Source organism: Brevundimonas sp., assembly GCF_030682035.1.
Taxonomy (GTDB): Bacteria; Pseudomonadota; Alphaproteobacteria; order Caulobacterales; family Caulobacteraceae; genus Brevundimonas.
In genome coordinates this window covers 1-25121 of the sequence record NZ_JAUXQZ010000030.1, presented here as the reverse complement: position 1 = coordinate 25121, position 25121 = coordinate 1, and the positions used below count along the sequence as shown (strand labels likewise).

General features: G+C 67.3%; 27 protein-coding genes, 5 tRNA genes and 1 pseudogene. 24 read left to right on the top strand and 9 right to left on the bottom strand.

Annotated elements, in window-relative coordinates; translation table 11 throughout:
* Window positions 1–334: 334 nt before the first annotated feature.
* Complete coding sequence (gene msrB, locus Q8K49_RS08565; RefSeq protein WP_305305326.1) at window positions 335–826, top strand: peptide-methionine (R)-S-oxide reductase MsrB; 492 nt, start codon at window positions 335–337, stop codon at window positions 824–826.
* Window positions 827–955: 129 nt separating this feature from the next.
* Window positions 956–1519 carry a hypothetical protein gene (locus Q8K49_RS08560; RefSeq protein ID WP_305305325.1) on the top strand — a complete coding sequence of 188 codons (564 nt, stop codon included), beginning with the start codon at window positions 956–958 and terminating at the stop codon, window positions 1517–1519.
* Window positions 1520–1784: 265 nt separating this feature from the next.
* On the opposite strand, the gene Q8K49_RS08555 is transcribed toward Q8K49_RS08560, so the two are convergent.
* A tRNA-Thr gene (locus Q8K49_RS08555) sits at window positions 1785–1859 on the bottom strand.
* Window positions 1860–1958: 99 nt separating this feature from the next.
* Here Q8K49_RS08555 and Q8K49_RS08550 point away from each other — a divergent pair.
* From Q8K49_RS08550 to Q8K49_RS08485, 14 genes and pseudogenes are all read left to right on the top strand, one after another.
* Complete coding sequence (locus Q8K49_RS08550; RefSeq protein WP_305305324.1) at window positions 1959–2141, top strand: hypothetical protein; 183 nt, start codon at window positions 1959–1961, stop codon at window positions 2139–2141.
* Window positions 2142–2241: 100 nt separating this feature from the next.
* Entirely contained in the window at window positions 2242–3531 is a 1290-nt protein-coding gene (gene murA / locus Q8K49_RS08545) for a UDP-N-acetylglucosamine 1-carboxyvinyltransferase (RefSeq protein ID WP_305305323.1), read from the top strand.
* Window positions 3521–4000, top strand: coding sequence for a DUF2948 family protein (locus Q8K49_RS08540; RefSeq protein ID WP_305305322.1), 480 nt, complete (start codon window positions 3521–3523; stop codon window positions 3998–4000). The genes murA and Q8K49_RS08540 overlap by 11 nt, the downstream gene beginning before the upstream one ends.
* On the top strand, window positions 3997–4461 hold the full coding sequence (locus Q8K49_RS08535; protein ID WP_305305321.1) for a UPF0262 family protein: 465 nt from the start codon (window positions 3997–3999) through the stop codon (window positions 4459–4461). The genes Q8K49_RS08540 and Q8K49_RS08535 overlap by 4 nt, the downstream gene beginning before the upstream one ends.
* Before the next feature lie 103 nt (window positions 4462–4564).
* Window positions 4565–4786 (top strand): translation initiation factor IF-1, encoded by a 222-nt coding sequence (gene infA, locus Q8K49_RS08530; RefSeq protein ID WP_013269122.1) that lies wholly within the window; start codon window positions 4565–4567, stop codon window positions 4784–4786.
* A gap of 10 nt (window positions 4787–4796) precedes the next feature.
* Window positions 4797–5372, top strand: a complete 576-nt coding sequence (locus Q8K49_RS08525; protein ID WP_305305320.1) for a nucleoside triphosphate pyrophosphatase — start codon at window positions 4797–4799, stop codon at window positions 5370–5372.
* Entirely contained in the window at window positions 5369–6400 is a 1032-nt protein-coding gene (locus Q8K49_RS08520; protein ID WP_305305319.1) for an RNA-binding protein, read from the top strand. The genes Q8K49_RS08525 and Q8K49_RS08520 overlap by 4 nt, the downstream gene beginning before the upstream one ends.
* 1 nt (window position 6401) lies before the next feature.
* Window positions 6402–6566, top strand: coding sequence for a DNA gyrase inhibitor YacG (locus Q8K49_RS08515; protein ID WP_305305318.1), 165 nt, complete (start codon window positions 6402–6404; stop codon window positions 6564–6566).
* A 64-nt stretch (window positions 6567–6630) separates the two neighbouring features.
* Window positions 6631–6706, top strand: a tRNA-Phe gene (locus Q8K49_RS08510).
* A gap of 379 nt (window positions 6707–7085) precedes the next feature.
* Window positions 7086–7973: a tonB-system energizer ExbB gene (gene exbB / locus Q8K49_RS08505; protein ID WP_305305317.1), complete on the top strand. Its 888-nt coding sequence runs from the start codon at window positions 7086–7088 to the stop codon at window positions 7971–7973.
* Window positions 7974–7978: 5 nt separating this feature from the next.
* Window positions 7979–8416: a biopolymer transporter ExbD gene (locus Q8K49_RS08500; RefSeq protein WP_305305316.1), complete on the top strand. Its 438-nt coding sequence runs from the start codon at window positions 7979–7981 to the stop codon at window positions 8414–8416.
* Between the two features lie 14 nt (window positions 8417–8430).
* Window positions 8431–9147, top strand: coding sequence for an energy transducer TonB (locus tag Q8K49_RS08495; RefSeq protein ID WP_305305315.1), 717 nt, complete (start codon window positions 8431–8433; stop codon window positions 9145–9147).
* Between the two features lie 144 nt (window positions 9148–9291).
* Window positions 9292–9368, top strand: a tRNA-His gene (locus tag Q8K49_RS08490).
* Window positions 9369–9397: 29 nt separating this feature from the next.
* Window positions 9398–9805 (top strand): annotated as a pseudogene (locus tag Q8K49_RS08485) (trans-aconitate 2-methyltransferase); the annotation flags it as partial.
* 259 nt (window positions 9806–10064) lie between these two features.
* Here the strand turns inward: Q8K49_RS08485 and Q8K49_RS08480 are convergent.
* Window positions 10065–11915, bottom strand: coding sequence for a patatin-like phospholipase family protein (locus tag Q8K49_RS08480; protein WP_305305314.1), 1851 nt, complete (start codon window positions 11913–11915; stop codon window positions 10065–10067).
* A 202-nt stretch (window positions 11916–12117) separates the two neighbouring features.
* Window positions 12118–12516: a DUF1489 family protein gene (locus Q8K49_RS08475; RefSeq protein WP_305305313.1), complete on the bottom strand. Its 399-nt coding sequence runs from the start codon at window positions 12514–12516 to the stop codon at window positions 12118–12120.
* A gap of 21 nt (window positions 12517–12537) precedes the next feature.
* Here Q8K49_RS08475 and Q8K49_RS08470 point away from each other — a divergent pair, with 21 nt between their 5' ends.
* A complete protein-coding gene (locus tag Q8K49_RS08470; RefSeq protein WP_305305312.1) occupies window positions 12538–12885 on the top strand; it encodes a putative quinol monooxygenase in 348 nt (115 codons plus the stop codon).
* Window positions 12886–12907: 22 nt separating this feature from the next.
* On the opposite strand, the gene Q8K49_RS08465 is transcribed toward Q8K49_RS08470, so the two are convergent.
* Window positions 12908–14941, bottom strand: coding sequence for an acetyl/propionyl/methylcrotonyl-CoA carboxylase subunit alpha (locus Q8K49_RS08465; RefSeq protein WP_305305311.1), 2034 nt, complete (start codon window positions 14939–14941; stop codon window positions 12908–12910).
* Window positions 14942–15065: 124 nt separating this feature from the next.
* Window positions 15066–15965 carry an enoyl-CoA hydratase-related protein gene (locus Q8K49_RS08460; protein ID WP_305305310.1) on the bottom strand — a complete coding sequence of 300 codons (900 nt, stop codon included), beginning with the start codon at window positions 15963–15965 and terminating at the stop codon, window positions 15066–15068.
* A 151-nt stretch (window positions 15966–16116) separates the two neighbouring features.
* On the opposite strand from Q8K49_RS08460, the gene Q8K49_RS08455 reads away from it, so the two are divergent.
* A complete protein-coding gene (locus Q8K49_RS08455; protein ID WP_305305309.1) occupies window positions 16117–16440 on the top strand; it encodes a hypothetical protein in 324 nt (107 codons plus the stop codon).
* A gap of 9 nt (window positions 16441–16449) precedes the next feature.
* Here Q8K49_RS08455 and Q8K49_RS08450 read toward each other — a convergent pair whose 3' ends face one another.
* The gene (locus Q8K49_RS08450; RefSeq protein WP_305305308.1) at window positions 16450–17121 is read right to left on the bottom strand and encodes a hypothetical protein; all 672 of its coding nucleotides are present in this window, start codon (window positions 17119–17121) and stop codon (window positions 16450–16452) included.
* Between the two features lie 3 nt (window positions 17122–17124).
* Window positions 17125–18732: a carboxyl transferase domain-containing protein gene (locus tag Q8K49_RS08445; RefSeq protein WP_305305307.1), complete on the bottom strand. Its 1608-nt coding sequence runs from the start codon at window positions 18730–18732 to the stop codon at window positions 17125–17127.
* Window positions 18733–18995: 263 nt separating this feature from the next.
* Here Q8K49_RS08445 and Q8K49_RS08440 point away from each other — a divergent pair, with 263 nt between their 5' ends.
* The 3 genes from Q8K49_RS08440 to Q8K49_RS08430 all read left to right on the top strand — a co-directional run bounded on the left by Q8K49_RS08440 (window position 18996) and on the right by Q8K49_RS08430 (window position 22720).
* Entirely contained in the window at window positions 18996–20363 is a 1368-nt protein-coding gene (locus Q8K49_RS08440) for an MATE family efflux transporter (protein ID WP_305305306.1), read from the top strand.
* A gap of 96 nt (window positions 20364–20459) precedes the next feature.
* Window positions 20460–22169 carry a methionine--tRNA ligase gene (metG, locus tag Q8K49_RS08435; protein ID WP_305305305.1) on the top strand — a complete coding sequence of 570 codons (1710 nt, stop codon included), beginning with the start codon at window positions 20460–20462 and terminating at the stop codon, window positions 22167–22169.
* Window positions 22166–22720 carry a hypothetical protein gene (locus Q8K49_RS08430; RefSeq protein ID WP_305305304.1) on the top strand — a complete coding sequence of 185 codons (555 nt, stop codon included), beginning with the start codon at window positions 22166–22168 and terminating at the stop codon, window positions 22718–22720. Before metG ends, Q8K49_RS08430 begins: the two co-directional genes overlap by 4 nt.
* Here the strand turns inward: Q8K49_RS08430 and Q8K49_RS08425 are convergent.
* Together Q8K49_RS08425 and rlmB are read right to left on the bottom strand one after the other, a co-directional pair.
* Window positions 22677–23528, bottom strand: a complete 852-nt coding sequence (locus tag Q8K49_RS08425) for a YjbE family putative metal transport protein (protein ID WP_305305303.1) — start codon at window positions 23526–23528, stop codon at window positions 22677–22679. The two genes, Q8K49_RS08430 and Q8K49_RS08425, sit on opposite strands and share 44 nt — an antisense overlap.
* 73 nt (window positions 23529–23601) lie before the next feature.
* Window positions 23602–24519 (bottom strand): 23S rRNA (guanosine(2251)-2'-O)-methyltransferase RlmB, encoded by a 918-nt coding sequence (gene rlmB, locus Q8K49_RS08420; RefSeq protein WP_305305302.1) that lies wholly within the window; start codon window positions 24517–24519, stop codon window positions 23602–23604.
* Between the two features lie 146 nt (window positions 24520–24665).
* On the opposite strand from rlmB, the gene Q8K49_RS08415 reads away from it, so the two are divergent.
* The 3 genes from Q8K49_RS08415 to Q8K49_RS08405 all read left to right on the top strand — a co-directional run.
* Window positions 24666–24749: transfer RNA gene (locus Q8K49_RS08415), tRNA-Tyr, on the top strand.
* Between the two features lie 76 nt (window positions 24750–24825).
* A tRNA-Gly gene (locus Q8K49_RS08410) sits at window positions 24826–24899 on the top strand.
* A gap of 63 nt (window positions 24900–24962) precedes the next feature.
* On the top strand, window positions 24963–25121 hold a 159-nt coding region (locus Q8K49_RS08405; RefSeq protein ID WP_305305327.1), incomplete at its 3' end, for a GTP-binding protein.

The following is a 25121-nucleotide window of genomic DNA, read 5'->3' as shown; positions in this document are numbered from 1 at the left end:
AGCTATGGCCACAAGGCCTGGACCTCGCGCCCGCGCGCCAACAACCAGCCCTATGCGCCTGCGCAAGGTCTGACCTACACAGGCAACCCCGCCGATGAGACGGCGGTCCGGGCCTGGGTCGGGACGCTGTTCCAGTAGGGGCGACCGGTTTCTCCCTCCCCTTCATGGGGAGGGATGTCGGCGCATAGTGACGACAGGGTGGGGATTACGAAGCCAGGCGCTGCCGGTGCGAGACTGGCGTGCCCCACCCGGACCGGCTGCCGCCGGTCGTCCCTCCCCATGAAGGGGAGGGAGAAGGGTGGAACCCTCGCCCGGCCTTTCCTATTTCGGAGGCATGACCGATCCCGATATCGCCCCGACCCCGCGTTCCTCGTCCGGCTATGACCTGACGGCGCCCAGCGAGAGCCAGCGGGCAGCTTTGGAGGCGGACCTGTCCGCAGAGGAGAAGCGCGTCCTTCTGGCCCATGGCACCGAGGCGCCGTTCTGCGGCACGCTGCTGGGCGAGAAGCGGGCCGGGGTGTTCTGCTGCCGGGAGTGTGGCCTGCCGCTGTTCCGGACCGGGACCAAGTTCGAGAGCGGCACCGGCTGGCCCAGCTTCACCGAACCGGTCGATCCCGAGCATGTGAGGGCGATCACTGACCGCTCCTACGGTATGAGTCGGACCGAAACCCGCTGCGCCCGCTGTGACAGTCATCAGGGCCATGTGTTTCCGGACGGGCCGGGACCGGGCGGCCTGCGCTACTGCATCAACTCCCTAGCCCTCAGCTTTGTGGCCGAGGGCGGGCGGCTGCCCGACCCCTTGGGACGCGGCGACGGCACGGCCTGACCGTCCGGCGCGGCGCGCCGGACGGCTTTTTGCAGGGGCCTGATCTTTTCCGAAAACCGCGAACACTTTTCGGGATCACGCTCTGGCCTCATTTGAGGCTAGGGTGTCAGTTCGAGTGGAGTGGGGCGCATGGCTGTTTTCGCACTGATGATAGCCGCCGCCCTTCTGGCGTCGGACCCCGACGGGGTGGTCGTCACCGCTCCCGCCACGACCGTGGATCTCAACGCCACCGTCCAACCGCTGGCCCCGTCGACCGAAGGTGCGACCCAGGACGCCGTGCCCCACGGCCTGTCCACCGACCAGCAGATCGGCCGCTGGATCGCCGCCCGCTCGACCGCCGACAAGCCCTGGGCCGAGGCCGCGAATGAGCCTGCCGACGATCGCAAGATGCACGGCGAGGTCAGCTTCGGCATCGGCACCGGCGGCTATCGCGACTATGGCGCGGCGGTCTCTTTGCCGATCGGCGAGAACGGCCGGCTGGATATCAGTTATCGCCAGGTCGAGAACGGCTATCCCTACGGGGGCTATGGCTACGGGCGTGGCTATGACGACCTCTATTTCAACGACAGCGGCTATGCCTTCCCCGGCTACCAGCCGGATGCGGCGGCGGCGTACGAGAGCCGCCTCATGCGTCCGAACGGCCCGCCGCGTCCTTTCCCGCTGATCCAGCCGAATCGCGCCGGGGACGACTGAGGGGCAGGACCCTTGTCATCCGGACGCCGCAAAGCGGCGATCCTGGACGGTCGCAGCCACGCTGTCTGTCCTGACCTGTCGCCCGGATAGCTGTTGACGCAGCTTCCGGGCGTAGCGGGTTCAAACGGCATGCGTCCCGGCTCGCCGCTATCGCGACGTCCGGAATGACAGGGTCTGGAGCTTTGGGGGCAGCGATGGATTGTTGAGGCCCGGGAACGGAAAAGGGCGGAGCTTGTCCAAGCTCCGCCCGTTCGGTCTTCAGAAGTGGTGCCGCCGGGGGGAATCGAACCCACGACCTCAGCCTTACCAAGGATGCGCTCTACCACTGAGCTACGGCGGCCTGATCTGAGGAAGCGGCCCTATAGCCAACCGGGGACAAAGGGGGAAGCCCCGATTTCAGATGCTTGCGGAAAAGTTCGACTACGCGTCTGATCAGTTCATGGATGAGTCCGAGACCGCCTCGACCCGACCTGACCTGCCGGCGACCCTGCCTGACCCCCTGGCGCCGGCGAAAACGCCCGCGACGGCGCGGGCCCAGCGGCTGGCCACGGCCCTGCGGGACAATCTGAAACGGCGCAAGGCGGCGGGCCGGGCCGGGAAGCCTGCAAGGCCGAGCAACTGAATGTCATCGGACGGACGGATGTCGGCCTTTCGCAACGATAGCCGTCCGCGCTAGAGAACCGATCCCCCCTTGCGCCCTGCTCGGGGTCGCAAGAGACGACATGGACAGCATCGCCATCACCGGCGGCGCCCGTCTGAACGGAACCATTCCGATCAGCGGCGCCAAGAACTCCGCCCTCAAGCTGATGGCCGCATCGATCCTGACGGATCAGCCGTTGCTGCTGACCAATATGCCGCGCCTGGCGGATACGAAATTCCTGGGTCGCCTGCTTGAGGAGCTCGGGGTCCAGGTCTCGGAGCGCGACGGCGCCGAGGGGCAGGAGACGTTGTTCCACGCCGCCGCCCTGACCTCGACCTTCGCGCCCTACGATCTGGTCCGCCAGATGCGGGCCTCGTTCAATGTGCTGGGGCCGCTGCTGGCCCGCACCGGCGAGGCCAAGGTATCCCTGCCCGGAGGCTGCACCATCGGCGCGCGGCCGGTCGACCTGCACCTGCAGGCGCTGACGGCCATGGGGGCCGAGATCGAACTGGAGGAGGGCTATGTCATCGCCCGCGCGCCGAAGGGCCTGAAGGGCGCCGAGATCGAGTTCCCGTTCGTCTCGGTCGGCGCGACTGAACACGCCCTGCTGGCCGCCGTGCTGGCCAATGGGGTGACCGTGCTGAGGAAGGCCGCGCGCGAGCCCGAGATCGGCGACCTGGCCCGCTGCCTGACCGCCATGGGCGCGCGGATCGAGGGGATCGACACGGATGTTCTGACCATCACCGGCGTTTCGTCTCTGGGCGGGGCCAACTGGTCCGTGATCCCCGACCGGATCGAGATGGGCTCCTACGCCGTGGCCGCCGCCATGGCCGGAGGCGAGGTGCGGCTGACGAGGACGCGGCCGGAACTGATGGCAGCCCTGAGCGAGAAGATGATCGAGGCCGGGGTCGAGGTGACGCCGACTTCGGACGGCGTGGTCGTGAAGCGTGACCCTGCCGTGCGGCTGAAGGCGGTCAATGTGGCGACCGAGGTCTATCCGGGCTTCGCGACCGACCTGCAGGCCCAGTTCATGGCCCTGATGACCACGGCGGAGGGCGACAGCGTCATCCACGAGAACATCTTTGAGAACCGCTTCATGCACGCGCCCGAATTGGCGCGGCTGGGGGCCGACATCCACGTCCACGCCGGCGAGGCGGTGGTGAAGGGGGTGCCCGTGCTGCACGGCGCCCAGGTCATGGCCACCGACCTGCGGGCCTCGGTCAGCCTGGTCATCGCCGGCATGGCGGCCGAGGGCGAGACGACGGTCGGGCGCGTGTATCATCTCGATCGCGGGTTTGAGCGGCTGGAAGAGAAGTTGAGCGCCTGCGGGGCCGAGATCCGCCGGATCAAGGGCGAGGCGAATGAGCACTGAGGTCCAGGAGGTCGGGCCGGACATGCCGGCGCGCGCGCCGGTCGAGCCGCTGCGCCTGCTGGCTGAGGATGCCGACGACCTGCACATCATTTCGGCGGCGCTGCAGGACGCCATCCTGCGGCCGGTCGATATCGTCTGGGAGCCGGCGTCGCGGCGGGTGACGCTGAAGCTGAGCCGGTTCTGCTGGGAGTGCGGCGGCACGCGGGTGATGGCGGCCATGCAGTTCGGCGACGTGGTCGCGGTCAAGAGCCGGCGGCTGCCGCGCCTGCCGGAGAGCGCGCTGGAGCTTCTGGCCATGGATTTCGAGCCGGGCGAAGCGCCGGGCGGGCGGGTCATCCTGATGTTCGCCGGCGGGGGCGACCTGCGCATCGACGTGGAATGCCTCGACGCCGTGCTGACCGATCTGTCGGAGCGCTGGCCCGCCAAACTGGCCCCGACCCATCTTGATCCGGCGGCGGACCCGGCATGAGCGAGCACCGTCTCGTCTCAGTCGATCTGGACGCCGCGACCCTCCCGGCCGCGACCGCCGAGATTGAGCACGAGCGTCGCGTCGCCATCTTCGACCTGGTCGAGAAGAACAGTTTCGAACCGACCGGCGCGGCGGGCGGGCCGTACCGGCTGAAGCTGTCGCTGGTCGATTCGAAGCTGGTGTTCGACATTGAGGGGCCGGACTTCGCGCGCGCCCACGGCCTGTCGCTGACGCCGCTAAAGGGCGTGATCCGCGACTATATCCTGATCTGCGACAGCTATTACGAGGCCCTGCGAGGGACATCGCCCGCCCAGATCGAGGCGGTCGACATGGGCCGGCGCGGGCTGCACAACGAAGGCGCGGACTTGCTGAAGGCCCGTCTGGACGGTAAGATCGCCATCGACCACGAGACAGCGCGGCGGCTGTTCACGCTGGTGACGGCGCTGTACCGGCGCGGTTGATCTCGACTATCCCGGCGTTTTCGGGCATTAGGCCCGCTCTTTTTGACGCGCGCTTTCGCCCGGCGCGCGTTCTGACTCGTATTCACAGGGCGCGAGAGGCCGCATGGCTAAGGAAGAACTGCTCGAGTTTCCCGGCGTCGTCAGCGAATTGCTGCCGAACGCGACGTTCCGTGTGCTGCTCGAGGGGAACGATCACGAGATCATCGCCCACACCGCCGGCAAGATGCGCAAGAACCGCATCCGGGTGCTGGCCGGCGACAAGGTTCTGGTCGAGATGACGCCCTATGACCTGACCAAGGGCCGCATCACCTACCGCTTCAAGTAAGGGCGCGCGCTTGTCGCGTCCTGAACTCGTGCTGGCCTCGGCCAGCCCGCGCCGCATCGAACTGCTGGCGCTGGTCGGGATCACGCCCGACCGCGTCGATCCCGCCGAGATCGACGAGACGCCGCTGAAGGACGAGACGCCGTCGCGCCTCGCCGCGCGGCTGGCTGTGTCCAAGGCCGAGGCCATAGCGGCCGGGGCGCCCGACGCGGTCGTGCTGGCCGCCGATACGGTGGTCGCCGTGGGCCGCCGACTGCTGGAAAAGCCCGCCGACGAAGCCGAGGCCGTCCGGTTCCTGAAACTCCTGTCGGGCCGCAACCACCGGGTCTTCACCGGTGTGGCGGTGACCGCGGGGGTGCGGACCACGCACCGGGTCGTCGACACCCGTGTCAGCTTCAAGGTCCTGTCCGACCCCGAGATCGCCGCCTATGTCGCCTCGGGCGAATGGCGCGGCAAGGCGGGCGGCTATGGCATTCAAGGCCGGGCCGGGGCCTTCGTTACCCGGCTGGTCGGCAGCTTTCCGGCGGTGATGGGCCTGCCGTTGTTCGAGACGGTCAATCTGCTGAACGGCGCGGGCTGGCGGCCGTGAGCGTCGAGGTCTTCCTCGACGACACCCCCGGCGAGGTTCGTGGGGTGGTCGCGCGGGATGGCCGGTTCGAACATCTGTTGATCCAGCGGGAAGACGGCGTGGCGGAGCACCGGCTGGGCGCGCGCTGCGTCGGACGAATCGCCGAGGTCCATCCGGGGCTGAAGGGCGCCTTCGTCGATCTGGGGCAGATCATGCACGGCTTCCTGCCCTTTCGCGGGCAGGACCGGCTGACCGTAGGCCAGAAGGTCGAGGTCGAGGTCTCGGCGGAGCCGCGCGAGGGCAAGGGACCGACGCTGCGCCTGATCGGGGCGGGGGAGGGCGCTCCACGCCTGCTCACGGCCGGTCCGACGGTCATCGAGACCCTGGCCCGGCTGGCGCCCGACGTGACCCCGGTCACCGGCGCCGCCGCCATCCAGGCGAGCTGGGACGCCGAGGAAGAGGCGGGCTGGCCCGGCGAGCTGTTTCCCGACACCGGTCTGGACCTGATCGTCCAGCGAACCCGCGCCCTGATCGCCGTGGACCTTGATCTGGCGCCCGGCCCGGGCGTGGCCTTCGGCGCGGCGGCGCGGACGCGGGCGAATCGGCAGGGCCTGCACGCGGCGGCGCGGATGATTCGGCTGAAGCGCTGGGGAGGTCTGACCGCCATTGACCTGATCGGGACGGGCGAAGACGGCGAAGTCGTCATGGCGGCGGCGAAACAGGCGTTCGGGGCCGATCCGGACGTGGTCTTCGGCCCGGTCAACCGGTTCGGCGTGCTGCAACTGGCACTGCCGTGGCGGCTGACGCCGCTGGAAGAGGTACTGAACGGTCCTGACAGACGTCGCCGTCCCGAGCAGCGTGCTCAGGACGTAGTGCGTAGCCTGCGCCACAGCCTGATATCTGACACCACCATCCCCCGGATCACGCTGCGCTGCGCCCCGGACGAGGCGGTCCTCGCGGCACCCCTCGTGGCGCGACTGGGGCCGCGAGCCCATCTGATCCCTGATCCGGCGGCTGCGCCCGGGGCTTTCACCCGGGAAGAGGGCTGATATGGCGACCTGTCCCATCTGCCGCCGCCAGCCGGCGGTCGAGGCCTACAAGCCCTTCTGCTCCAAGCGCTGCGCCGACGTCGATCTGCAACGCTGGTTCACCGGCGGATACGCCATCCCGGAAAGCATCGACGACGTCTCGACCGGCGACCCGAACGAAGACTGACCTGATGGCTGGACACCCCCGAACGGCTCGCCTATAGACCCCCCCTCGCGCGAGCGGACGGCTTGCCTGGGTAGCTCAGTTGGTAGAGCAGCGGATTGAAAATCCGCGTGTCGGTGGTTCGAATCCGCCCCCAGGCACCATCGCCTTTTCCCGATACCGGGACGGCGCGCGGCCATCATCAAAATGTCGTTTTCCGACTGAATCTTCCGCATCGGACACGCTGGCTCCCTTGCGAGGGGAAAAGCACCGTCCCGCACTTGACGCTCTGGTAAGCGTTCGCCAAAGGAGCTTGACCGCGTTCCTTTGCGGGCAGTTGATGAGGGCGGGGAGAACGGTTTCCCCAATCCATCGGCGCCGCGCCGGAAGCCATCAGGCAACCGGAAGCGTGACAAGGCGTTCCAAGGACCGGGGACTTCCCCCCGCATCGGCGGACTAGAATTTCATCGAGGGCGGTCGTCGTCTGCGGCCGTTTCTTTTGGGTTCCACAAGTCAGACCAAAACAGCAGGAACTGGCGAACTATGTTCGATATCAAGAAGACCAACATCCTCCTGGCCATGGCCGCCGCTGGCGTTCTTATGGCCGGCACGCCGGTTCTCGCGCAGGATGCCCCCGCCCCCGCCGCCGATCCGGCCGCCGCAGCAGCCGCTCCGGTCGCTGCCCCGGCCGCCCCCGCAGCCGCTCCGGCTGCCGAGCCCGCCGTTGTCGGTGGTGAAAGCCACGGCAAGATGACGCCGGCCAGCATGTTCATGGACGCCGACCCGGTCGTTAAGACCGTGATGATCGGCCTCGTTCTGGCCTCGATCTTCACCTGGGTTCTGCTGCTCATCAAAATCTTCGAGTTCGGCGCCCTGAACCGCCGCACCGACCAGTTCCTGGAATCCTTCCGCCAGACCCGCACGATCGCTGACATGCGCCGCGTGGCCACGGCGGACGAGTTCGACGGCAACCCGCTGGCCGATATGGCCGCTGCGGCGACCGACGAAATCGAACTGTCGCGTCAGGCAGGCCTCTCGGTCACCGGCGATCACGCCGACTCGGCCCTGATGCGCGCCCAGCAAGCCGTCGCCGCCGTGCAGGCTGGTCTGGCCAAACGCCTCTCGGGCGGCCAGCAGTTCATGGCCTCCGTGGGTTCGACCGGTCCGTTCATCGGTCTGTTCGGCACCGTTTACGGGATCATGAACTCGTTCATCGGCATCGCGAACACCAACACGACCAACCTGGCCGTCGTCGCCCCCGGCATCGCCGAGGCGCTTCTGGCCACCGGTATCGGCCTGTTCGCCGCTATCCCGGCGGTTATCTTCTACAACTATTTCAACACCCGCATCTCGGCATACGGCACCCGTTCGGACGGCTTCTCGGCCGAGCTGACCAACGCCATCTCGCGTAACCTCGACAAGGGAGCGTAAGCTCGATGGCCGCCAAACTTTCAGGCGGCGGCAGCGGCAAATACACCGTTGAGCAGAACAGCGAGATCAATGTCACGCCGTTCGTGGACATCATGCTGGTTCTGCTCATCATCTTCATGGTCGCGGCCCCTCTTGCCGCTCCCTCCGTGGAAGTGAAACTGCCGCGTGCCGTCGCTCCGCTCGCACCGAACCCGCCCACGCCGATCTACATCTCGATCACAGGCGACGGTCAGTCTTACCTCGGCGACGGCGCCGTCGAACTGGATCAGATCGGTGCGGAGCTGACGGCGCAGATCGGCCGTCGCAATCCCGCCGACGAACGTATCTTCATTCGTGCCGACCGCACGACCCGATACGGCGATTTCATGCAGGTCATGAACTCGCTACAGGACAACGGCTTCTACAGCGTTGCCCTGGTCGGTGAAGATACGGATGTTAAGTAAGAAACGGTGAGATCATGACTGACATCGAATATCACCGTTCCAGATACGACGCGCCGAAGGCCAGGGGCCTGTTCGGGGTGCCCCCGGGCGTCCTTCTGATCAGCCTCCTGATCGTGTCCGTTCTGTTCGCGGTTCTTGCCTTCTACTTCATCAATGCCCGGTTCAAGCTGCGTGAGGTGAACTATTCGGACGAGGCTGTGGACGTCGAGATCATCGAGCCCATTCCGCCGCCTCCGCCCCCGCCCCCGCCGCCGCCGCCCGACACGCCCCCGCCGCCCAAGCTGCAGGTGCGCCCCCCGGTCGTGGTGCCGAACGCGCCGCCGCCGCCGGTCACGCTGCCGATCGAGCCGACGAAGAAGGAGGACCGGGTCGAGTATACGGGTCCGCCGGTCATTGTTCCTGGCCCCCCGCCGCCTCCGGCTCCCCCGGCTCCGCCGCGGCCGCCGGTGATCCGGAACCCAAGCTGGGCCCGCCAACCGACGGTCGAGTTCCCGGAACGGGCACAGGCGCGCGGCATCAGCCGGGGTCGCGTCGGTGTGCAGTGCGTGGTGAATCCGAATGGCTCGATGTCGGATTGCCGGATCACGTCTGAGGATCCTGCGGGCGCCGGTTTTGGTCAGGCTGCTCTGGCCGGAGCCCGTCGCGGCCGTGTTTCGCCTCGCGAGGTCGATGGCGCGGCGGTTGGTGCAACCGTCGTGTTCAACATGACCTTCGTTCTGCCCGACGCGTAGGGCTCGAACCCGCTCGATTACGCCCCGGAGGGTCACCCTCCGGGGCGTTTTTGTCTGCTCCATGTCGATTGTCGCAGCGGCTTGCTTGATCAGTCCCGACGCTCCCGCTAGAACCCGCCCTCGCGTCGCCCCCAGTGGGCCTGCGCCGCCTTAGCTCAGTTGGTTAGAGCGCCGGTTTGTGGAACCGGAGGTCCTCAGTTCAAGCCTGAGAGGCGGTACCATCTCCCATCCCGAGGAGGCGTTTTCCGGCATGACCGACGCGCCGCCCGCCTGGGATCCCCAACAGTACAGCCGCTTTGAAGCCGAGCGCGACCGCGCCGCCCTGGATCTGCTGCTACGCCTGCCCGGCGACCTGGACCCGCGCGAGGTCTGGGACCTGGGCTGCGGTGCAGGCCAGCACGCGGCCCTGCTGAAGCGACGACATCCCGGCGCCGTGGTGTACGGGCTGGACTCCAGCGCAGAGATGCTGGCGCGGGCGCGGGCTCTCGGAGCCGATGTGGACTGGCGTCAGGGCGACATCTCCCACTGGAGCCCCGATGCTCCCGCCGACCTGATTCTGGCCAACGCCTCCCTGCACTGGCTGCCCGATCATCCGGGCCTGCTGCGCCGGCTGGCGGACGCGCTGGCTCCCGGAGGAGCGCTGGCGATCCAGATGCCGATGGCCCACGAGACCCGGCATCATGCCCTGATGCGCGCGGTCGCGGCGGAGGGGCCCTGGGCCGCGAAGCTCGCCGGGGTCCAGACCATTGCACCCCTCCTGATGCCGGAAGCCTATTATGACGCGCTGGCCGAGACCTGCGGCGGGATCGACATATGGGCCACCACCTATCTGCACGCCCTGACCGGCCCTGATGCGGTGCTGGAATGGATGAAGGGGACGGCGCTGCGTCCCTATCTGGCGGCGCTCGACGATCCGGCTATGCGGACGGCGTATCTTTCCGCCCTCGGCGCGCGGCTTTGCGAAGCTTTTCCACCACGTCCGGACGGCGTGACCCTGCTGCCGTTCCCGCGGCTTTTCCTGGTAGCGCGACGTCGCCGACCGAACGCCGTCGACGCAGGCCGGTGATCGGTCCGTCCAGCTTCGCCAAGGCCTCTGTCGCGGCGAGATAGCCAGCGCTGACGCCGGCGTCGAACCCCTTCCAGTCGCGGATGTCCAGCCCGTCGGGCGTCGGCTGAATCAGCACGTCGGTGGCGGCGCGCGAGCTCTCGATATCCGCATCCGTGGTCAGGGTGGCCGAGCGCATCAGGATCGAGACGATGGGCGGCCCGCGCCGCCAGGCTCCGGTGGCGATCAGCCGCCAGATTGACGGCGGGTGCTCGATCAGGGCGGCGTCGACGCCGCGGGTTTCGGACATGTCGATGCCGATGATCGGCCCGCTGTGCATCTGACGCATGACCTCGGTCGGCAGGTTCTTCAGCACGGCGCCGTCGACCAGCACCTGGCCGTCGATGACGATGGGCGGCAGCAGGCCGGGGATGGCGATCGAGGCCCGCATGGCGCGGCGCATCAGGCCGCGGCGGTGCACCTCGATCTTGCCGCTGGTCAGATTGGTGGAGACCGCGAAGAACGGCCGCGACAGGTCGGCCAGGTCCATGTCGCCATAGGCGTCCTGCAGCAGGCGTTCCACCTTTTTGGCCCGGACCATGGCCAGCATCGGGAAGGTGATGTCGGACAGCGGGTCGCTTTCGACAAAGGCCTTGTGGATGCGGACTTCGAGCTCTTCCTGCGACCAGCCCATGGCCGGGCCGGCGGCGATCACCGCCCCCATGGAGGAGCCGCCGACGAAGTCGATCGGCACCCTGGCCTCGTGCAGGGCCCTGAGCACGCCGATGTGCGAATAGGCGCGTGCCCCGCCGCCGGACATGACCACCCCGACGGCCGATCCGGTGATGACCCGCGCCATCCGGTCGGCGTCGGCCTGGTCGCCCTCGACGCACTGGAACCAGCGCCCGGGCTGAATCGCATCCAGCCAGACCGCGGTATTGGCCGGCCGGGCCATGCGCGGGTCGCGCAGCAGGATCAGGTCGGTTCGGCGCTGGGCGTCCAGCACGCTCGCATGCGGCATGGGACGGTTCGGCGGCGCCATCAGGCCGTTGCCGACGATGAACACCCGGTCGACCTGGCGCGCGCACAGGGCGGCCCACGCGGGCTCGTCCATCTCCGCGACGTAGAGAACGAAGTCGTGGGTGTCCTCGACGCGGCTGAACCATTCGGCGGCTGAGGCCAGGGCGGAGTGGTCGATGACCTGACAGGTGAAGCCGTCGGCCTCAATCGCCGCCGCGATGCGCTCGATGAAGGCGCGGATGGGCCGGGGCCGGGCGGAGATGAAGCCGAACACGCTGGGCTCACCGCCGCCGGAGCGACGGTCGCGGGCGCGCTGGATCATCAGCCGGGACAGTTCGACCATCAGGTCCGGCTCGGTCCGGGCGGCCTCGAAGAAGGCGTCGCGGGGCAGGGCCAGGACCTCGCAGTCGCGCAGGGCGACCACGTCGGCGGTGTGTTCGGTGCCGGCCAGCATCGCCATCTCGCCGGCGGGCTCTCCGGGCCGGATAACGCCGACGAACTGGGGCGGCCGGTCCTCGCCGGGATCGCGGCGGAACACCCCCAGACGCCCGCTGCGCAGCAGATACAGGGTGTCGGCGGCGTCGCCCTCGGCGAACAGGGTCTCGCCTCCGGTCAGGGCGAACCAGCTGGCGCGCGTCGACTTCCCGCCCTCGAAGATGCGGTGCAGGGCGTCTTCCAGCCGGTCGGAGTGGGGGGCGGGCATAATGGGATGCTAGCCGGAGTCGCAGGGGGGTGGCGAGGGGTCAGGCGACAGGTAGCAGGCGACAGGTATCAGGCGTCAGGCAACAGGCAACGGGCAACAGGGAACGGGAGGGTGTGGGACGAACGGAATGGTCAACTCAGTTCTGCTGATGCCTGTTGCCCGTTGCCTACTGCCTACTGCCTGATGCCTACAGCCTGATGCCTCACCAGGCCCCCATCTCCCGCAACCGCTTCGCCAGATCCTCCGGCACCTCGCCGGCGTCGAGGGTGGACAGGTCGGGTGGCGCGTCCTTGGGCTCCAGATAGCGCCAGCCCTGGAAGGGGCGGCGGGCCTGGGGGGCGGTGCGGACGACCTCGGGCGACAGCCTGATGTGGCACATCGAGGCCTTGCCCTCGCCCCGCGTCGAAATATCGAGGATCGGCATGCGGCAGACCACCGACCCCTTCATGACCCAGAACAGCGAGCCGCCGTCCTCGAGTTCGGCCGCGCGTTTGGGCGTCATCCGGGTATGGACGGTCAGCCACTCTCCCTTGGCCGCGCGGCGCTCCAGCGTCTCGACTTTCGCCACGCCGACGCAGAGTTTGATCATGTGGAGGGACATGGCGCGGCTTTAGCACCATCCATGCAGGCGCCGGGAGACTTCCCGGCGGCTGAGGCGCAGTTTGTCGGTATGTACGGACTGATCAGCAGGATGACGGCGACGCCGGGCCAGCGAGATGCGCTGACCACGATCCTGCTGGAGGGGCTGGGCCGGACGCCGGGCTGCCTCAGCTATATCGTCGCCCACGATCCGGCGAACGAGGATGCGATCTGGGTCACCGAGGTGTGGACCGACGAAGCGGCGCACAGGGCGTCGTTGCAGGTTCCCGAGGTGCGGGCCGCGATCCGCAAGGCCATGCTGCTGATCGCGACGTTCGCAGATGCGCAGTTGACAACGCCGGTGGGTGGAGTGGGGCTGGTCGGGGGCTGATCCCACTCCCAACAGGAGCGGGTCACTGCGACGCAGTGACCGTGGCCAGCACCGTATCCGCCGACACCTGATCGCCGACCGCCACGCTGACCTCGCCGACCACGCCGTCGAACGGCGCGACGAGGGCGTGTTCCATCTTCATGGCTTCCAGCACCACGACCGGTTGGCCCTTGGTCACCGGGTCGCCGGGCTTGGCGGGGGTGGCGACGATCTTGCCGGGCATGGGTGCGCGGAGAGAGCCGTCGGAGGCGGCACTCGATATCGAACTTAGGGGGGCGCGCAGGGTAACGGGGGTAGCCACCCCCTTCTGAAAGATGACGACCTCGTCTCCGAAGTCGCGAAAACCGGCAACTCGGCTTCCATCAACATACACGCCTCGTGCGCCCTGCTTGTTCGCCCAACGCACGCGAACGTGCGACTGAACTTCGCCAGTGGAGAACGTCCAAGACCAATCTGTATTGGCGACGGCGGTCAAATCCGCATGCATGCCAACGCCGTAGCTGCGGGTACGCGCTCCAGATTTGCTATTCAGTTTAAAGCCGTAAAGCGCCCTCGGAGTCGGCGACCACGGGTCATTAGCCCTACCGTCCGGATGCAACATGTCGGCGTCGCGCGCAGCTCCGTCAATCAATACGGCCCCGCCAAGCATGGCCGCGTCACTGCTTAGGCTACTGACAAGATCATCGCCTTCAGCCCCGATAAACCCCGTGTCCACATCGCCTTCCACGAACCGCGGATGCTCAAGGCAGCGGACGAGGAAGCCGGCGTTGGTCTTGACCGGCCAGACCTCCACAGAAGCGCAGGCGTCGGCGAGGGCTTCGGCGGCCTGTTCCCGGGTGTCGGCGTGGACGATCAACTTCGCGATCATCGGGTCGTAGAACTGGCTGACCTCGCCGCCTTCCTCAACGCCGGTGTCGATGCGGAACGAGGCTCCCCTTCCCCTCGAGGGGGAAGGCTCAGGAAGGCGGAAATGCTCCAGCTTGCCGATGCTCGGCAGGAAGCCGTTGGCCGGGTCCTCGGCGTAGAGGCGGGCCTCCATGGCCCAGCCGTTGAGGGGGATCTCGTCCTGCTTCAGCGGCATCGGTTCCCCGGCGGCGACGCGGAGCTGCCATTCGACCAGATCGACGCCGGTGACCGCCTCAGTGACCGGGTGTTCGACCTGGAGCCGGGTGTTCATCTCCATGAACCAGACGCGGTCGGCCTTGAGCCCGTCGGAGGCGTCGGCGATGAATTCGATGGTGCCGGCGCCCTCGTAGTTCACGGCCTTTGCCGCGCGCACGGCGGCGTCGGTGACGGCCTTGCGGGTGGCGGCGTCCATGCCGGGGGCGGGGGCCTCCTCGATCACCTTCTGGTGGCGGCGTTGTAGCGAGCAGTCGCGCTCATAAAGGTGGACGACCGTCCCGTGGGTGTCCCCGAACACCTGCACCTCGATGTGGCGCGGGCGGGTGATGTATTTCTCGATCAGGACGCGCGGGTCGCCGAAGGACGACTGGCCCTCGCGCTGGGCCGAAGCGAGGCCGTCGGCGAAGTCCTCGGCGCGATCGACCTTCTTCATGCCCTTGCCGCCACCCCCGGCGACGGCCTTGATCAGCACCGGATAGCCGATGGCGTCGGCCTCTTTCTGCAAGCGCTCCAGCGACTGGTCCTCGCCCTGATAGCCGGGGGTGACCGGCACGCCAGCGGCGATCATCAGGGTCTTGGCCGCGTCCTTCAGCCCCATGGCGCGGATGGCGGCGGGCGGTGGGCCGATCCAGACCAGACCGGCGGCCGTGACGGCCTCGGCGAAGTCGGCGTTCTCGGACAGGAAGCCGTATCCGGGGTGGATGGCCTCTGCGCCGGTAGCCTTGGCGGCGGCCAGCACCTTGGCTGCGTCCAGATAGGACTCGCGGGCGGGCGCGGGACCGATCAGCACCGCTTCGTCGGCCTCGCGGACGTGCAGGGCCCTGGCGTCAGCCTCGGAATAGACGGCGATGGTCCGGAGGCCCATGCGGCGGGCGGTCAGGAAGACGCGGCAGGCGATCTCGCCGCGATTGGCGACCAGGACGGATTTGAACATGGGGGATGTTTAGAGTGGCGAGTGGCGGGTGGCGAGTGGCGAGTGGCGAGTTGTCCGGTCCCGGCGGTCGAGGCCTCGCCTGATCTCTACCTCGTCACTCGCCACTCGCCACGCGTCACTTCGTTCACTCAGCCCACCGAGGTTCGCGCTTGTCGAGGAAGGCCCCGACCCCTTCCTGGCCCTCGGGCGAGACGCGGGCGCGGGCGATGCGTTTGGCGGTCTCTTCCATCAGGCTGTGGTCGATGCGATGGCCGGCGACGTGGTGCACCAGTCGTTTGGCGTCGCCGACGGCGCCGGGGGCGCAGGCCTTCATGCTATTGGCGAAGCTCGCGATGAAGCCGTCGATCTGGTCCGCGCTGTCCAGCACCTGGCCGATCAGGCCGAAGCCCTTGGCCGCGTCGGCGTCGAAGAGCTCGGCGGTCATGAACAGGGCCCGGGCGGTGCGGGCGCCGACGGCCTCGACCACATAGGGGGCGATGGTGCCGGGGATGAGGCCCAGCTTGACCTCGGAGAAGGCGAATTTCGTCCCCTTGACCGCCACGGCCATGTCGCAGGCGGCGACGATGCCCGCCCCGCCGCCCATGGCTGCGCCCTCGACGATGGCCACGGTCAGGGCCGGGACGTCGTGCAGCGCCTTGAGCATCTTCGCCAGCCCCATGGCGTCGTCGCGATTGTCGCTCTCGGACCAGCGGGCGGCGTCGGCCATCCAGCCCAGATCGGCGCCCGCGCTGAACGTGCCGCCGGCGCCGCGGATGAAGACGACCCGCACATGGTCAGCGCCCTGCAGGGTCTCGAAGGCTTCATAGAGGGCGGCGATAGTCGGAGCGTCGAAGGCGTTGCGCTTGTCCGGCCGGTTGATGGTGACGAAGACCACGCCGTCGGCGGTGGAGTCGATCCGCACGAGGTCATCATTGGCGTCCGGCGCGGCGTCGGTCAGCAGCGGATGGGCGATGGCGTTCATCTCGGCCGCCTCGGCCGGGGTGATGTCGAGAGCATTCAAGTCGGCTTCGGTGGGCTGGCGCATGGTCGGTCCTCGGCGGCTGCCCGTCTGTAACGCATCAACAGGTAAATGGCAGTGCGGCGAGTTGAACGACCGAAGTTATCTTGACGGCTCGGCCCGGCTCGTCTTGATAAACGGAAGGTTAACAAGAGCCGTACACGGACGAGATCACCGCATGGCGCAGGCATCCTCACCCCGCAGTCAGAAGCCGGCCAAGCTGACGGCGGCCAAGGTCAGGCTGGCCGCGGAAATCCGCGAACAGCTGCGGGCCCAGGGCGGGGCGGCGCATCGCGACGTGGTCATCAGCCGCATCCTGCAGCGCAAGGGCGTCCACGGTCCTGCGGCCGAACGCACTCGCCGGGCCCTGTTGTCGGCTTTCGAACTGCATGCCCATCCCGAGCCGGGCAGCGAGGCCCCGCAGCTGTTCGACCTGCCGTTCGGACCGGACTCCTATCGCTGGGCGCTGGACGAGCGGATGCGGCCGGCGATCACATTCTGAGCGAGGCCGTTAGTTACAAGCGACCTCTTTCGCTGGCTTGGCGCCCCGAGCAACGAGGTGTTCTCGCACGGCTCGATAATTTCCGCACAGCCGCGCTCGCGATATCGAGATTCCTGCTCGATCCTGCGCGCCTTGAAAATCGCCAGGATTCTCCAGAACTATTTGATAAGAAAACATTCCGGTAGGATCGGCTGATACGTCCTTTGCCCAATATTTCACATCCTCAGCGTAGTCCGCCCCCCAAATCGCTTGTCCCTTCTTTGCTTGCTCAAGCAAGTACAAAGCTTCTTCTATGTATAACATAACCGAAGAGTAAGAGTCTTCGTTTTTCATTATTAGATCGAGGCATTTGGCCGGATTGTCATAGGCATGCCATCCATATAGGCATCGAAAGTTTTCGTTGTTAAGTTCCCATTCAACGAAAGAGTTTCCCGTTTGATTATACGAAGTTTCCGCTGCAAGTTTCGTCTGAAATCTTACCGTAGAATATGTAAGAAAAAGGGCCAGAAGCGCGGCAATAATAGGCAATGTTCTAAAAAACAGTCGGGCCGAATATCTCCATTTGTGTTTAGTTACTGGTCGATACAAGATCGCGACTAGTATCGCTAAACTTCCAACCAACAGTGCGGCAAGCAACGTTGCTACAAAATTCAATATGGTGGGTCCGAACAGCCAGTTCATTGTCTACATCCTGAACACGCCGAACGTCGTCTCCGGGATCGGAGCGTTCAGCGAGGCGGAAATGGCGAGACCCAGCACGTCCCGCGTCTGGACCGGGTCGATCACGCCGTCGTCCCAGAGGCGGGCGGTGGCGTGGTACGGATTGCCCTCATCCTCGTATTTCTGGCGGATCGGGGCCTTGAAGGCCTCGGCCTGTTCCGGGGTCCAGCTGTCGGCGTCGCGGTGGACGGTGGCCAGCACGGCGGCGGCCTGTTCGCCGCCCATGACGCTGATGCGGCTGTTGGGCCAGGTGAACAGGAAGCGCGGGGCGAAGGCGCGGCCGCACATGCCGTAGTTGCCCGCGCCGAAACTGCCGCCGATCAGGACGGTGAATTTGGGAACCTCGGCCGAGGAGACGGCGGTGACCAGCTTGGCCCCGTTCTTGGCGATGCCCTCGGCCTCGTATTTGCCGCCGACCATGAAGCCCGAGATGTTCTGCAGGAAGACCAGCGGAATCTTCCGCTTGCAGGCCAGTTCGATGAAATGGGCGCCCTTCAGCGCGCTCTCCGAAAACAGCACGCCGTTGTTGGCCAGGATGGCGACCGGATAGCCCCAGATGCGGGCGAAGCCGCAGACCAGGGTCGTGCCGTACAGGGCCTTGAACTCATCGAAGTCCGAGCCGTCGACCAGACGGGCGATGACCTCGCGCACGTCATAGGGGGCGCGGACGTCGTCGGGGACCAGACCATACAATTCCTCGGCGTCATAGGCGGGGGCGCGCGGTTCGCGCACGTCCATCTCGACCGATTTCACCGTGTTCAGGCTGTCGACGATGGTGCGGACCATCTCCAGCGCGTGTTCGTCGTTCTCGGCGACATAGTCGACCACGCCGGACCTGCGGCCGTGGGTCTCGGCCCCGCCCAACTCTTCGGCCGAGATGACCTCGCCGGTCGCGGCCTTCACCAGCGGTGGGCCGGCCAGGAAGATGGTGCCCTGATTGCGGACGATGACGCTCTCGTCCGACATGGCCGGGACATAGGCCCCGCCGGCGGTGCACGAGCCCATGACGCAGGCGATCTGCGGGATCGATTTCGACGACATCCGCGCCTGATTGAAGAAGATGCGGCCGAAATGGTCGCGGTCGGGGAAGACCTCGGCCTGGTGCGGCAGGTTGGCCCCGCCCGAATCGACCAGATAGACGCAGGGCAGGCGGTTCTGTTCGGCGATCTCCTGGGCCCGCAGGTGTTTCTTCACCGTCATCGGGAAATAGGCGCCGCCCTTCACCGTCGGGTCGTTGGCGACGATCATGACCTCGCGGCCCGAAATCCGGCCGATGCCGCAGATCATCCCGGCGCCCGGCGCCCCATCCGGGTCCTTCGCATCGCCATACATGCCGTTGGCCGCCAGCTGGCCGATCTCGAGGAAGGGCGAGCCGGGGTCCAGCAGGCGCTCGACCCGGTCGCGGGGCAGCAGCTTGCCGCGCGAGACGTGGCGGTCGCGGCTGGCGTCCGAGCCTCCGCGGGCGGCCTTGGCCACCCTGGCGTGGAGCTCGTCGCGGAGCGTCCGGTTGTGGGCGTCCAGCGCCTTGAAGGCGGGGCTGTGCGGGTCGATGGCGGACGTCAGCTTGGGCATGTGGTGAGGTTTAAGCGGCTTCGCGGCGGCGGGGAAGAACAGTTCTCCCTCCCCCGAAGTGGGGAGGGACGACCGCGCAGCGGTCCGGGTGGGGAAGTGTGGTCGCAAACACGGACCGCAGATGCTCTGGCGTTCCCCACCCGGGCTCGTCTTCGCCTCGCCGTCCCTCCCCACTTCGGGGGAGGGAGAACGCGTTGTGCTTATGGCTGCCGTCGCTTTCCTTGGTTGACCTCGCGCTGTCCCCATGGCCTCTCCCCCGTCCCATGATTGGCTTCAGCACCCGGACCGGCGCCACCCTGAAGGACCTGCTGCATCTCGCGTGGCCGGTGGTGCTGGCGCGCATCGGCATCATGACCATGGGGCTGACCGATGTGATCGTCGTCGGCAATTTCTCGGGGCTGGAGCTGGCGTTCAGTTCGCTGGCCCTGGCGCCGACGTCGATCATCATCACTACTGCGGTGGGGCTGATGATGGGCGTGCAGGTGATGACCGCGCGCCTGCTTGGCGAGGGACGACGGCATGAGGTCGGCGGCGTACTGAGGCGCGGGGTGGCCTATTCGCTCCAGCTGGGCCTCGCCTCGATGTTGGCCCTGATTCTGGTCGGACCCTGGGCGCTGAAACACATGGGCCTCGCCGACGGTTTGGCGGAGGGGGCGTCGCCGGTGCTGATCGTCTTCGCCCTGTCGATGCCCGGCTATCTGATCAGCGTGGCGGCGCAGTTCTTCCTTGAGGCGATGCACCGGCCGCGCGCGGGGATGTGGGCCATGTGGATCGCCAACGGCCTCAATCTGGCGCTGAACCTGCTGCTGGTGCCCGACATTCTCGGGATCGGCCTGGACGGCGCCGTGGCCTCGGCCTGGGCGACCTTCGTGGCGCGGACCTCGCTGGCGGTGTTTCTGATCGTCTATATCGTCCGCCTGCCTGAGGCGCGGGCGCTGGGGATCTTCAACCGGCCGAAGCGCGATCTGCCCGCCGAACGCGAGCAGCGCAAGGTCGGTTACGGCGCCGGGTCCAGCTATTTCATCGAGGTCGGGGCCTTCGCCGCCATGACCTTCATCGCCGGCCAGCTGGGCGCGATCGAGACCGCGGCCTGGGCCATCGTGCTCAACATCTCGGCCATGGTGTTCATGGTCCCGATGGGGCTGTCGGCCGCCACCGCCGTGCTGGTCGGCCGGGCCTATGGGGCGCGGGACGGTCGGGCCGTGATGCGCGCCGGTCTGGTGGGGATCGGGGTGGTCACGGTCGCGACGCTGATTGTGGCGCTGGTCGTCTGGCCCGGCGCGCCGCTGATCGCCAGCGCCTACAACCGAGACCCGGCCCTGATGGCGGTGGTGGTTCCGGCGCTGGTGCTGACCACGCTGTTCTTTGTCGCCGACGGCATCCAGGTGGTCTCGGCCTCGGCCAATCGCGCGGCGGGCGACGTCTGGTGGCCGACGATCATGCATTTCGCGGCCTACAGCCTGATCATGATGCCGCTGGGCTGGTGGTTTGCGCACGAGATCGGCGTCAACGGCATGGTCTGGGCGGTGATCATCGCCAGTCTGGTGTCGTCGGTGCTGCTGACCGGGCGGTTCGTGCGGGTGGCGCGGCGGCTCGGAAGTGACGAGTGGCGAGTGGCGAGTGGCGAGTAGAGGACGGCCAAGGGCTTTCGCTCTTGCCGTGACCTCCAACCATCGCCACTAACTCGCTCCTCCTCGCCACTCGCCACTCATCACTCGCCACTGATCATGTCCCGCATCCTCATCACCTCGGCGCTGCCGTACATCAACGGCATCAAGCATCTGGGGAATCTGGCCGGGTCGATGCTGCCGGCGGATGTCTATGCGCGGTTCAAACGGGCCCAGGGCCATGAGGTGCTATACATTTGCGCCACCGACGAGCACGGCACCCCGGCCGAGCTGGCCGCCGCCGCCGCCGGTCAGGATGTGCGGGCCTATTGCGACGAGCAGCACGAGGTCCAGAAGGCCGCGGGTGAGGCCTTCGGCCTCAGCTACGACTGGTTCGGTCGCTCCTCGAATGCGCCCAACCATCGGCTGACGCAGCATTTCGCGGATGTTCTGGAGGCCAACGGCCTGATCGAGGAGCGGGTCGACCGGATGATCTATTCCGTCGATGACGCCCGCTTCCTGCCGGACCGCTATGTCGAGGGCACCTGCCCGCACTGCGCCCACGTCGGCGCGCGCGGGGACCAGTGCGACAACTGCGGCCGCCTGCTGGACCCGACCGACCTGATCGATCCGTATTCGGCGGTGTCGGGCTCGCGCAATCTCGAGGTCCGCGACACGCGGCACCTCTATCTGCTGCAGACGAAACTGGCGGACCGCATCCGGGCGTGGATCGGGTCCAAGCATGACTGGCAGACGCTGGCCCGTTCGATCGCGCTGAAGCATCTCGACGAAGGGCTGATCGACCGGGGCATCACCCGTGACCTGAAATGGGGCGTGCCGGTGGTGGGGCCCGACGGCGGACCGCGGCCGGGCATGGAGGGCAAGGTCTTCTACGTCTGGTTCGACGCCCCCATCGAATACATCGGCGCGACCGAGGAGTGGGCCGATGCGACCGGGACCACCTGGCGGAACTGGTGGCGGACGGACGAGGGCGCGGACGACGTCCGCTACGTCCAGTTCATGGGCAAGGACAATGTCGCCTTCCACACCGTCAGTTTCCCGGCGACCATTCTGGGCTCGGGCGAACCGTGGAAGACCGTCGATACGCTCAAGGCCTTCAACTGGCTGAACTGGTACGGCGGGAAATTCTCGACCAGCCAGAAGCGCGGCGTGTTCATGGATCAGGCGCTTGAGCTTCTGCCCGCCGACTACTGGCGCTGGCATCTGACGGCCTATGGACCCGAGCATTCCGATGCGGCCTTCACCTGGGAACAGTTCCAGTCGACGACGAACAAGGACCTGGCCGATGTGTTGGGCAATTTCGTCAACCGCATAGTCAAATTCGCCGAGAGTAAGTTCGAAGGCGTTGTGCCGGACGCGGGCGAGCCGGGTCCGCTGGAAGCGAAGCTGGAGGCCGATCTGCGTGCCGGCATCGCCGAGGCCACGGCCTGGTTCGAGGCCATGGAGTTCCGCAAGGCCGCCGTGGCCCTGCGCGCCGTCTGGGTGCTGGGCAATGAATATCTGCAGGAGGCGGCGCCCTGGACCGCCTTCAAGACCGACGTGGACCGCGCCGCCGTCGGCGTGCGCACCGGCCTGAATCTCGTCGCCCTGTTCGCGCGTCTGGCGGCGCCTGTGATGCCGGATTCGGCGGTGAAGATCGGCGCGGCGGTCGGTGCGACCGACCTCAGCTGGCCGGCGGCGGATGCGCCGCTGCTGGACCTGCTGCCGCGCGGCCAGAGTGTGGCGGCGGCCGGGGTGCTTTTCACCAAGATCGAGGACGGTCAGGTGGCGGAGTGGTCGGAACGCTTTGGCGGGGCTGACGCGGCGTGACTGAGGCCCGGGTCGCCGCGCTTGCGAGGCTGCTGCGGGAGGATCAGGCCGAGGTTCGCGCAGTTCTGGCGGGGCAGCCCGCCTACACGGTCCTGCGGGCCCGGGACCGGGTGCGGCGCGAGACGGTGATGGCGTTGCTCGCGGACGGCTGGCCCGACGAGGCGGATGCCCTCTATGCCGCCGCCTGGATCCTGAACCATGGCGACCTGTCAGAGGAGGCGGCCTTGGGCAGCCGGCTTGCGTCGCGGGCCGCCGAGCTGGGCTGCCCCGGCGCGCGCTGGCTGTCGGCGGCGGCGCTCGACCGGTCGTTGATGTACGCGGGGCTGCCGCAGAAATACGGGACCAACATCGTGCCCGATGGGGTCGGTTACCGCCTGTGGGACCTTGACCCGGAGACGACCGACACCGAGCGCCTGGCGAACGACGTGCCGCCGTTGGCCGAGATGCAGGCCCGCGCGGCGGCGATCACCGATCCCCAGCCCGAAACGGCTGGAGCGCCGGACTGGCTCAAGCAGGCGATGCGACGCTGGCGGACGCCGGTGCCGGAGTAACAGCGACCGGCGCCGGCCCGGCTTGGGCCAGGCAGGTCAGCCGCTTGTCACCGGTTTCCGCCTTGCAGAACTCCTCGATTTCATGGTCGCTGAGGTCGAGGAAGGCCGGGGCGTAGCGGTTGTGCTGCGCCACCGCGAGCGCCCGGACGGTCGTCGAACGGTAGCCGTCCCAGACCATGTGCACCGCCACATACAGGACGATGACCAGACCGACGTAGCCGATCCAGCGGTGCTTGTTCAGCAGCTTGGCGATGAAGGTCGCGGCCACGCCCATCAGGGCGATCGACAGGACCAGGCCGAAGGCCATGATCTCGGGATGCTCGTGCGCCGCGCCAGCGACGGCAAGGACGTTGTCCAGCGACATGGTGACGTCGGCGACCATGATCTGGATCAGGGCCGCGGCGAAGGTCTTGCGTTTGATGCCGAGCGCTTCAGGTGGCGGGCCGCCGCCGTGGTGGGCGGACAGGGCGGTTTCCAGCTCGGCCTCGGCCTCGGCCTGATCGTGGGTGCGCTGCTCCTGCAGTTCGCGCCACATCTTCCAGCAGACCCACAGCAGCAGAACCCCACCGGCCAGCAGCAGGCCGATGATGGCCAGCAGCTGCACGGTGATCAGGGCGAAGCCGATGCGCAGCACGACGGCGGCGGCCAGGCCGATGAGGATGGCCTTCTTGCGCTGTTCAGGCGCGAGGGCGGCGGCGGCGAGGCCGACTGCGACGGCGTTGTCGCCGGCCAGCACCAGGTCGATCATCAGCACCTTGCCGAGGGCGGAGGCCTGGCTGGCGAGTTCGGGAGACGAGAGGAATTCCATGGCGGCTCTCTAGCGGGGGAGAGGGGACGCGCCAAGCCTGCTGCCCCCTGATCGTGCGATCAGGCGGGGCGGATCAGCGGGTCTGTTTTCGCACGGCCTCGTAAAGCGCCACCGCGGCGGCGTTGGAGACGTTCAGGCTCTCAAACCCGCCGGGCATGGGAACCTTCGCCAGCACGTCGCAGTGTTCAGCCACCAGCCGGCGAATGCCGTCGCCTTCCGAGCCCATGACCAGCACGGTCGGCCGGTCGTCCAGCGCCTGTTCCAGCGTCAGTTCGGCTGCGCCGTCGAGGCCCACCGCCCGCCAGCCCATGTCGGCGAGCGTCTCCAGCGCCCGGCTCAGATTGGTCACCCGCGCGCAGGGCAGGCGTTCCGTCGCACCGGCCGAGGCCTTGGCCAGGGCGCCGGCGAGGGCAGGGGAGTGCCGGTCCTGGACCACGATCCCCTTCGCCCCGAAGGCCAGGGCGGAACGGAAGATGGCGCCGACGTTCTGGGGGTCGGTCAACTGATCCAGCATGACGATGACGCCGCCGTCTCCGGCGATGTCCTCCAACCCCACGCCTTCCAGCGGCTGGACCTTGAAGGCCAGTCCCTGGTGCACCGCGCCGGGCGGCAGCATCCGGTCCAGCGCCTGGGCCTCGATGATCTCGATCTTGTGGCCGTGGGTCGCCTTGTCGCGCTCCAGCTCGGCGGCGCGGTCGGCGGTGGCCAACAGCCGGCCCATGCCCTTGCGGGCCGGATTGGCCAGCGCCGCGAGCACCGGATGGCGGCCCCAGACGAAATTGTCGGCGTCGGCCTTGGCCCGCGAGGGGCGCGGCGCGGAATCGGAGAAGGTCTTCGGCTTCGGATTGGGGTTCCAGCCGCCACGGTCGGGGCCGCTCGCGGCCGGGCCCTTGGCGCCCGCTCCGGGCCCGCCGGGACGGGCCGCGGACTTGTCGCCAAAAGCCGGTTTTTTGCCCGATTTCCGGTCGTTGCGTTCTGGATTTCTCGACACTATAAGACGCCCTCCGATTTGGAGCCCTGAGGGCTTTCGGGTCAGGCGCCCCTCCTAAACCAGGCGACGCGGGACACCGAGAGCTTTTGTTGTCTCAACGACCGAAAGGTCTGCGAGACATCGGTCCGACGGTTCGAAAACGCGCTGGGGGAATGTCCCGAGTGGCAAAGGGGGGGGACTGTAAATCCCCTGCGTAAGCTTCGCAGGTTCGAGTCCTGCTTCCCCCACCACGCGCTTTCGAAACGAGGACCCGGACCCCATATCGGGTCGGCTGTAGAGGGCTCCGGTGCCTGACGCGGTCTCCGTGCGGGTATAGTACAATGGTAGTACAGCAGCCTTCCAAGCTGAATATGTCGGTTCGATTCCGTCTACCCGCTCCAGAATTCTCTAGCTGACCAACGCCCGCTCCCCATCACTGGGCCAGGGCCACAGGAGTTTTGGCCATGGCCAAGGAAAAGTTCGAACGTAACAAGCCGCATTGCAACATCGGCACGATTGGTCACGTTGACCACGGCAAGACGACGCTGACGGCGGCGATCACGATGGCGCTGGCCAAGGCGAGCGGCGGCAAGGCGATGAACTACGCCGACATCGATGCGGCT

Bases quoted from the DNA above. Each gene is read 5' to 3' on its own strand.
- msrB (WP_305305326.1), top strand. From the start codon at position 335: ATGACCGATCCCGATATCGCCCCGACCCCGCGTTCCTCGTCCGGCTAT.
- Q8K49_RS08560 (WP_305305325.1), top strand. From the start codon at position 956: ATGGCTGTTTTCGCACTGATGATAGCCGCCGCCCTTCTGGCGTCGGAC.
- Q8K49_RS08550 (WP_305305324.1), top strand. From the start codon at position 1,959: ATGGATGAGTCCGAGACCGCCTCGACCCGACCTGACCTGCCGGCGACC.
- murA (WP_305305323.1), top strand. From the start codon at position 2,242: ATGGACAGCATCGCCATCACCGGCGGCGCCCGTCTGAACGGAACCATT.
- Q8K49_RS08540 (WP_305305322.1), top strand. From the start codon at position 3,521: ATGAGCACTGAGGTCCAGGAGGTCGGGCCGGACATGCCGGCGCGCGCG.
- Q8K49_RS08535 (WP_305305321.1), top strand. From the start codon at position 3,997: ATGAGCGAGCACCGTCTCGTCTCAGTCGATCTGGACGCCGCGACCCTC.
- infA (WP_013269122.1), top strand. From the start codon at position 4,565: ATGGCTAAGGAAGAACTGCTCGAGTTTCCCGGCGTCGTCAGCGAATTG.
- Q8K49_RS08515 (WP_305305318.1), top strand. From the start codon at position 6,402: ATGGCGACCTGTCCCATCTGCCGCCGCCAGCCGGCGGTCGAGGCCTAC.
- exbB (WP_305305317.1), top strand. From the start codon at position 7,086: ATGTTCGATATCAAGAAGACCAACATCCTCCTGGCCATGGCCGCCGCT.
- Q8K49_RS08500 (WP_305305316.1), top strand. From the start codon at position 7,979: ATGGCCGCCAAACTTTCAGGCGGCGGCAGCGGCAAATACACCGTTGAG.
- Q8K49_RS08495 (WP_305305315.1), top strand. From the start codon at position 8,431: ATGACTGACATCGAATATCACCGTTCCAGATACGACGCGCCGAAGGCC.
- Q8K49_RS08480 (WP_305305314.1), bottom strand. From the start codon at position 11,915: ATGCCCGCCCCCCACTCCGACCGGCTGGAAGACGCCCTGCACCGCATC.
- Q8K49_RS08475 (WP_305305313.1), bottom strand. From the start codon at position 12,516: ATGTCCCTCCACATGATCAAACTCTGCGTCGGCGTGGCGAAAGTCGAG.
- Q8K49_RS08470 (WP_305305312.1), top strand. From the start codon at position 12,538: ATGCAGGCGCCGGGAGACTTCCCGGCGGCTGAGGCGCAGTTTGTCGGT.
- Q8K49_RS08465 (WP_305305311.1), bottom strand. From the start codon at position 14,941: ATGTTCAAATCCGTCCTGGTCGCCAATCGCGGCGAGATCGCCTGCCGC.
- Q8K49_RS08460 (WP_305305310.1), bottom strand. From the start codon at position 15,965: ATGCGCCAGCCCACCGAAGCCGACTTGAATGCTCTCGACATCACCCCG.
- Q8K49_RS08455 (WP_305305309.1), top strand. From the start codon at position 16,117: ATGGCGCAGGCATCCTCACCCCGCAGTCAGAAGCCGGCCAAGCTGACG.
- Q8K49_RS08450 (WP_305305308.1), bottom strand. From the start codon at position 17,121: ATGAACTGGCTGTTCGGACCCACCATATTGAATTTTGTAGCAACGTTG.
- Q8K49_RS08445 (WP_305305307.1), bottom strand. From the start codon at position 18,732: ATGCCCAAGCTGACGTCCGCCATCGACCCGCACAGCCCCGCCTTCAAG.
- Q8K49_RS08440 (WP_305305306.1), top strand. From the start codon at position 18,996: ATGATTGGCTTCAGCACCCGGACCGGCGCCACCCTGAAGGACCTGCTG.
- metG (WP_305305305.1), top strand. From the start codon at position 20,460: ATGTCCCGCATCCTCATCACCTCGGCGCTGCCGTACATCAACGGCATC.
- Q8K49_RS08425 (WP_305305303.1), bottom strand. From the start codon at position 23,528: ATGGAATTCCTCTCGTCTCCCGAACTCGCCAGCCAGGCCTCCGCCCTC.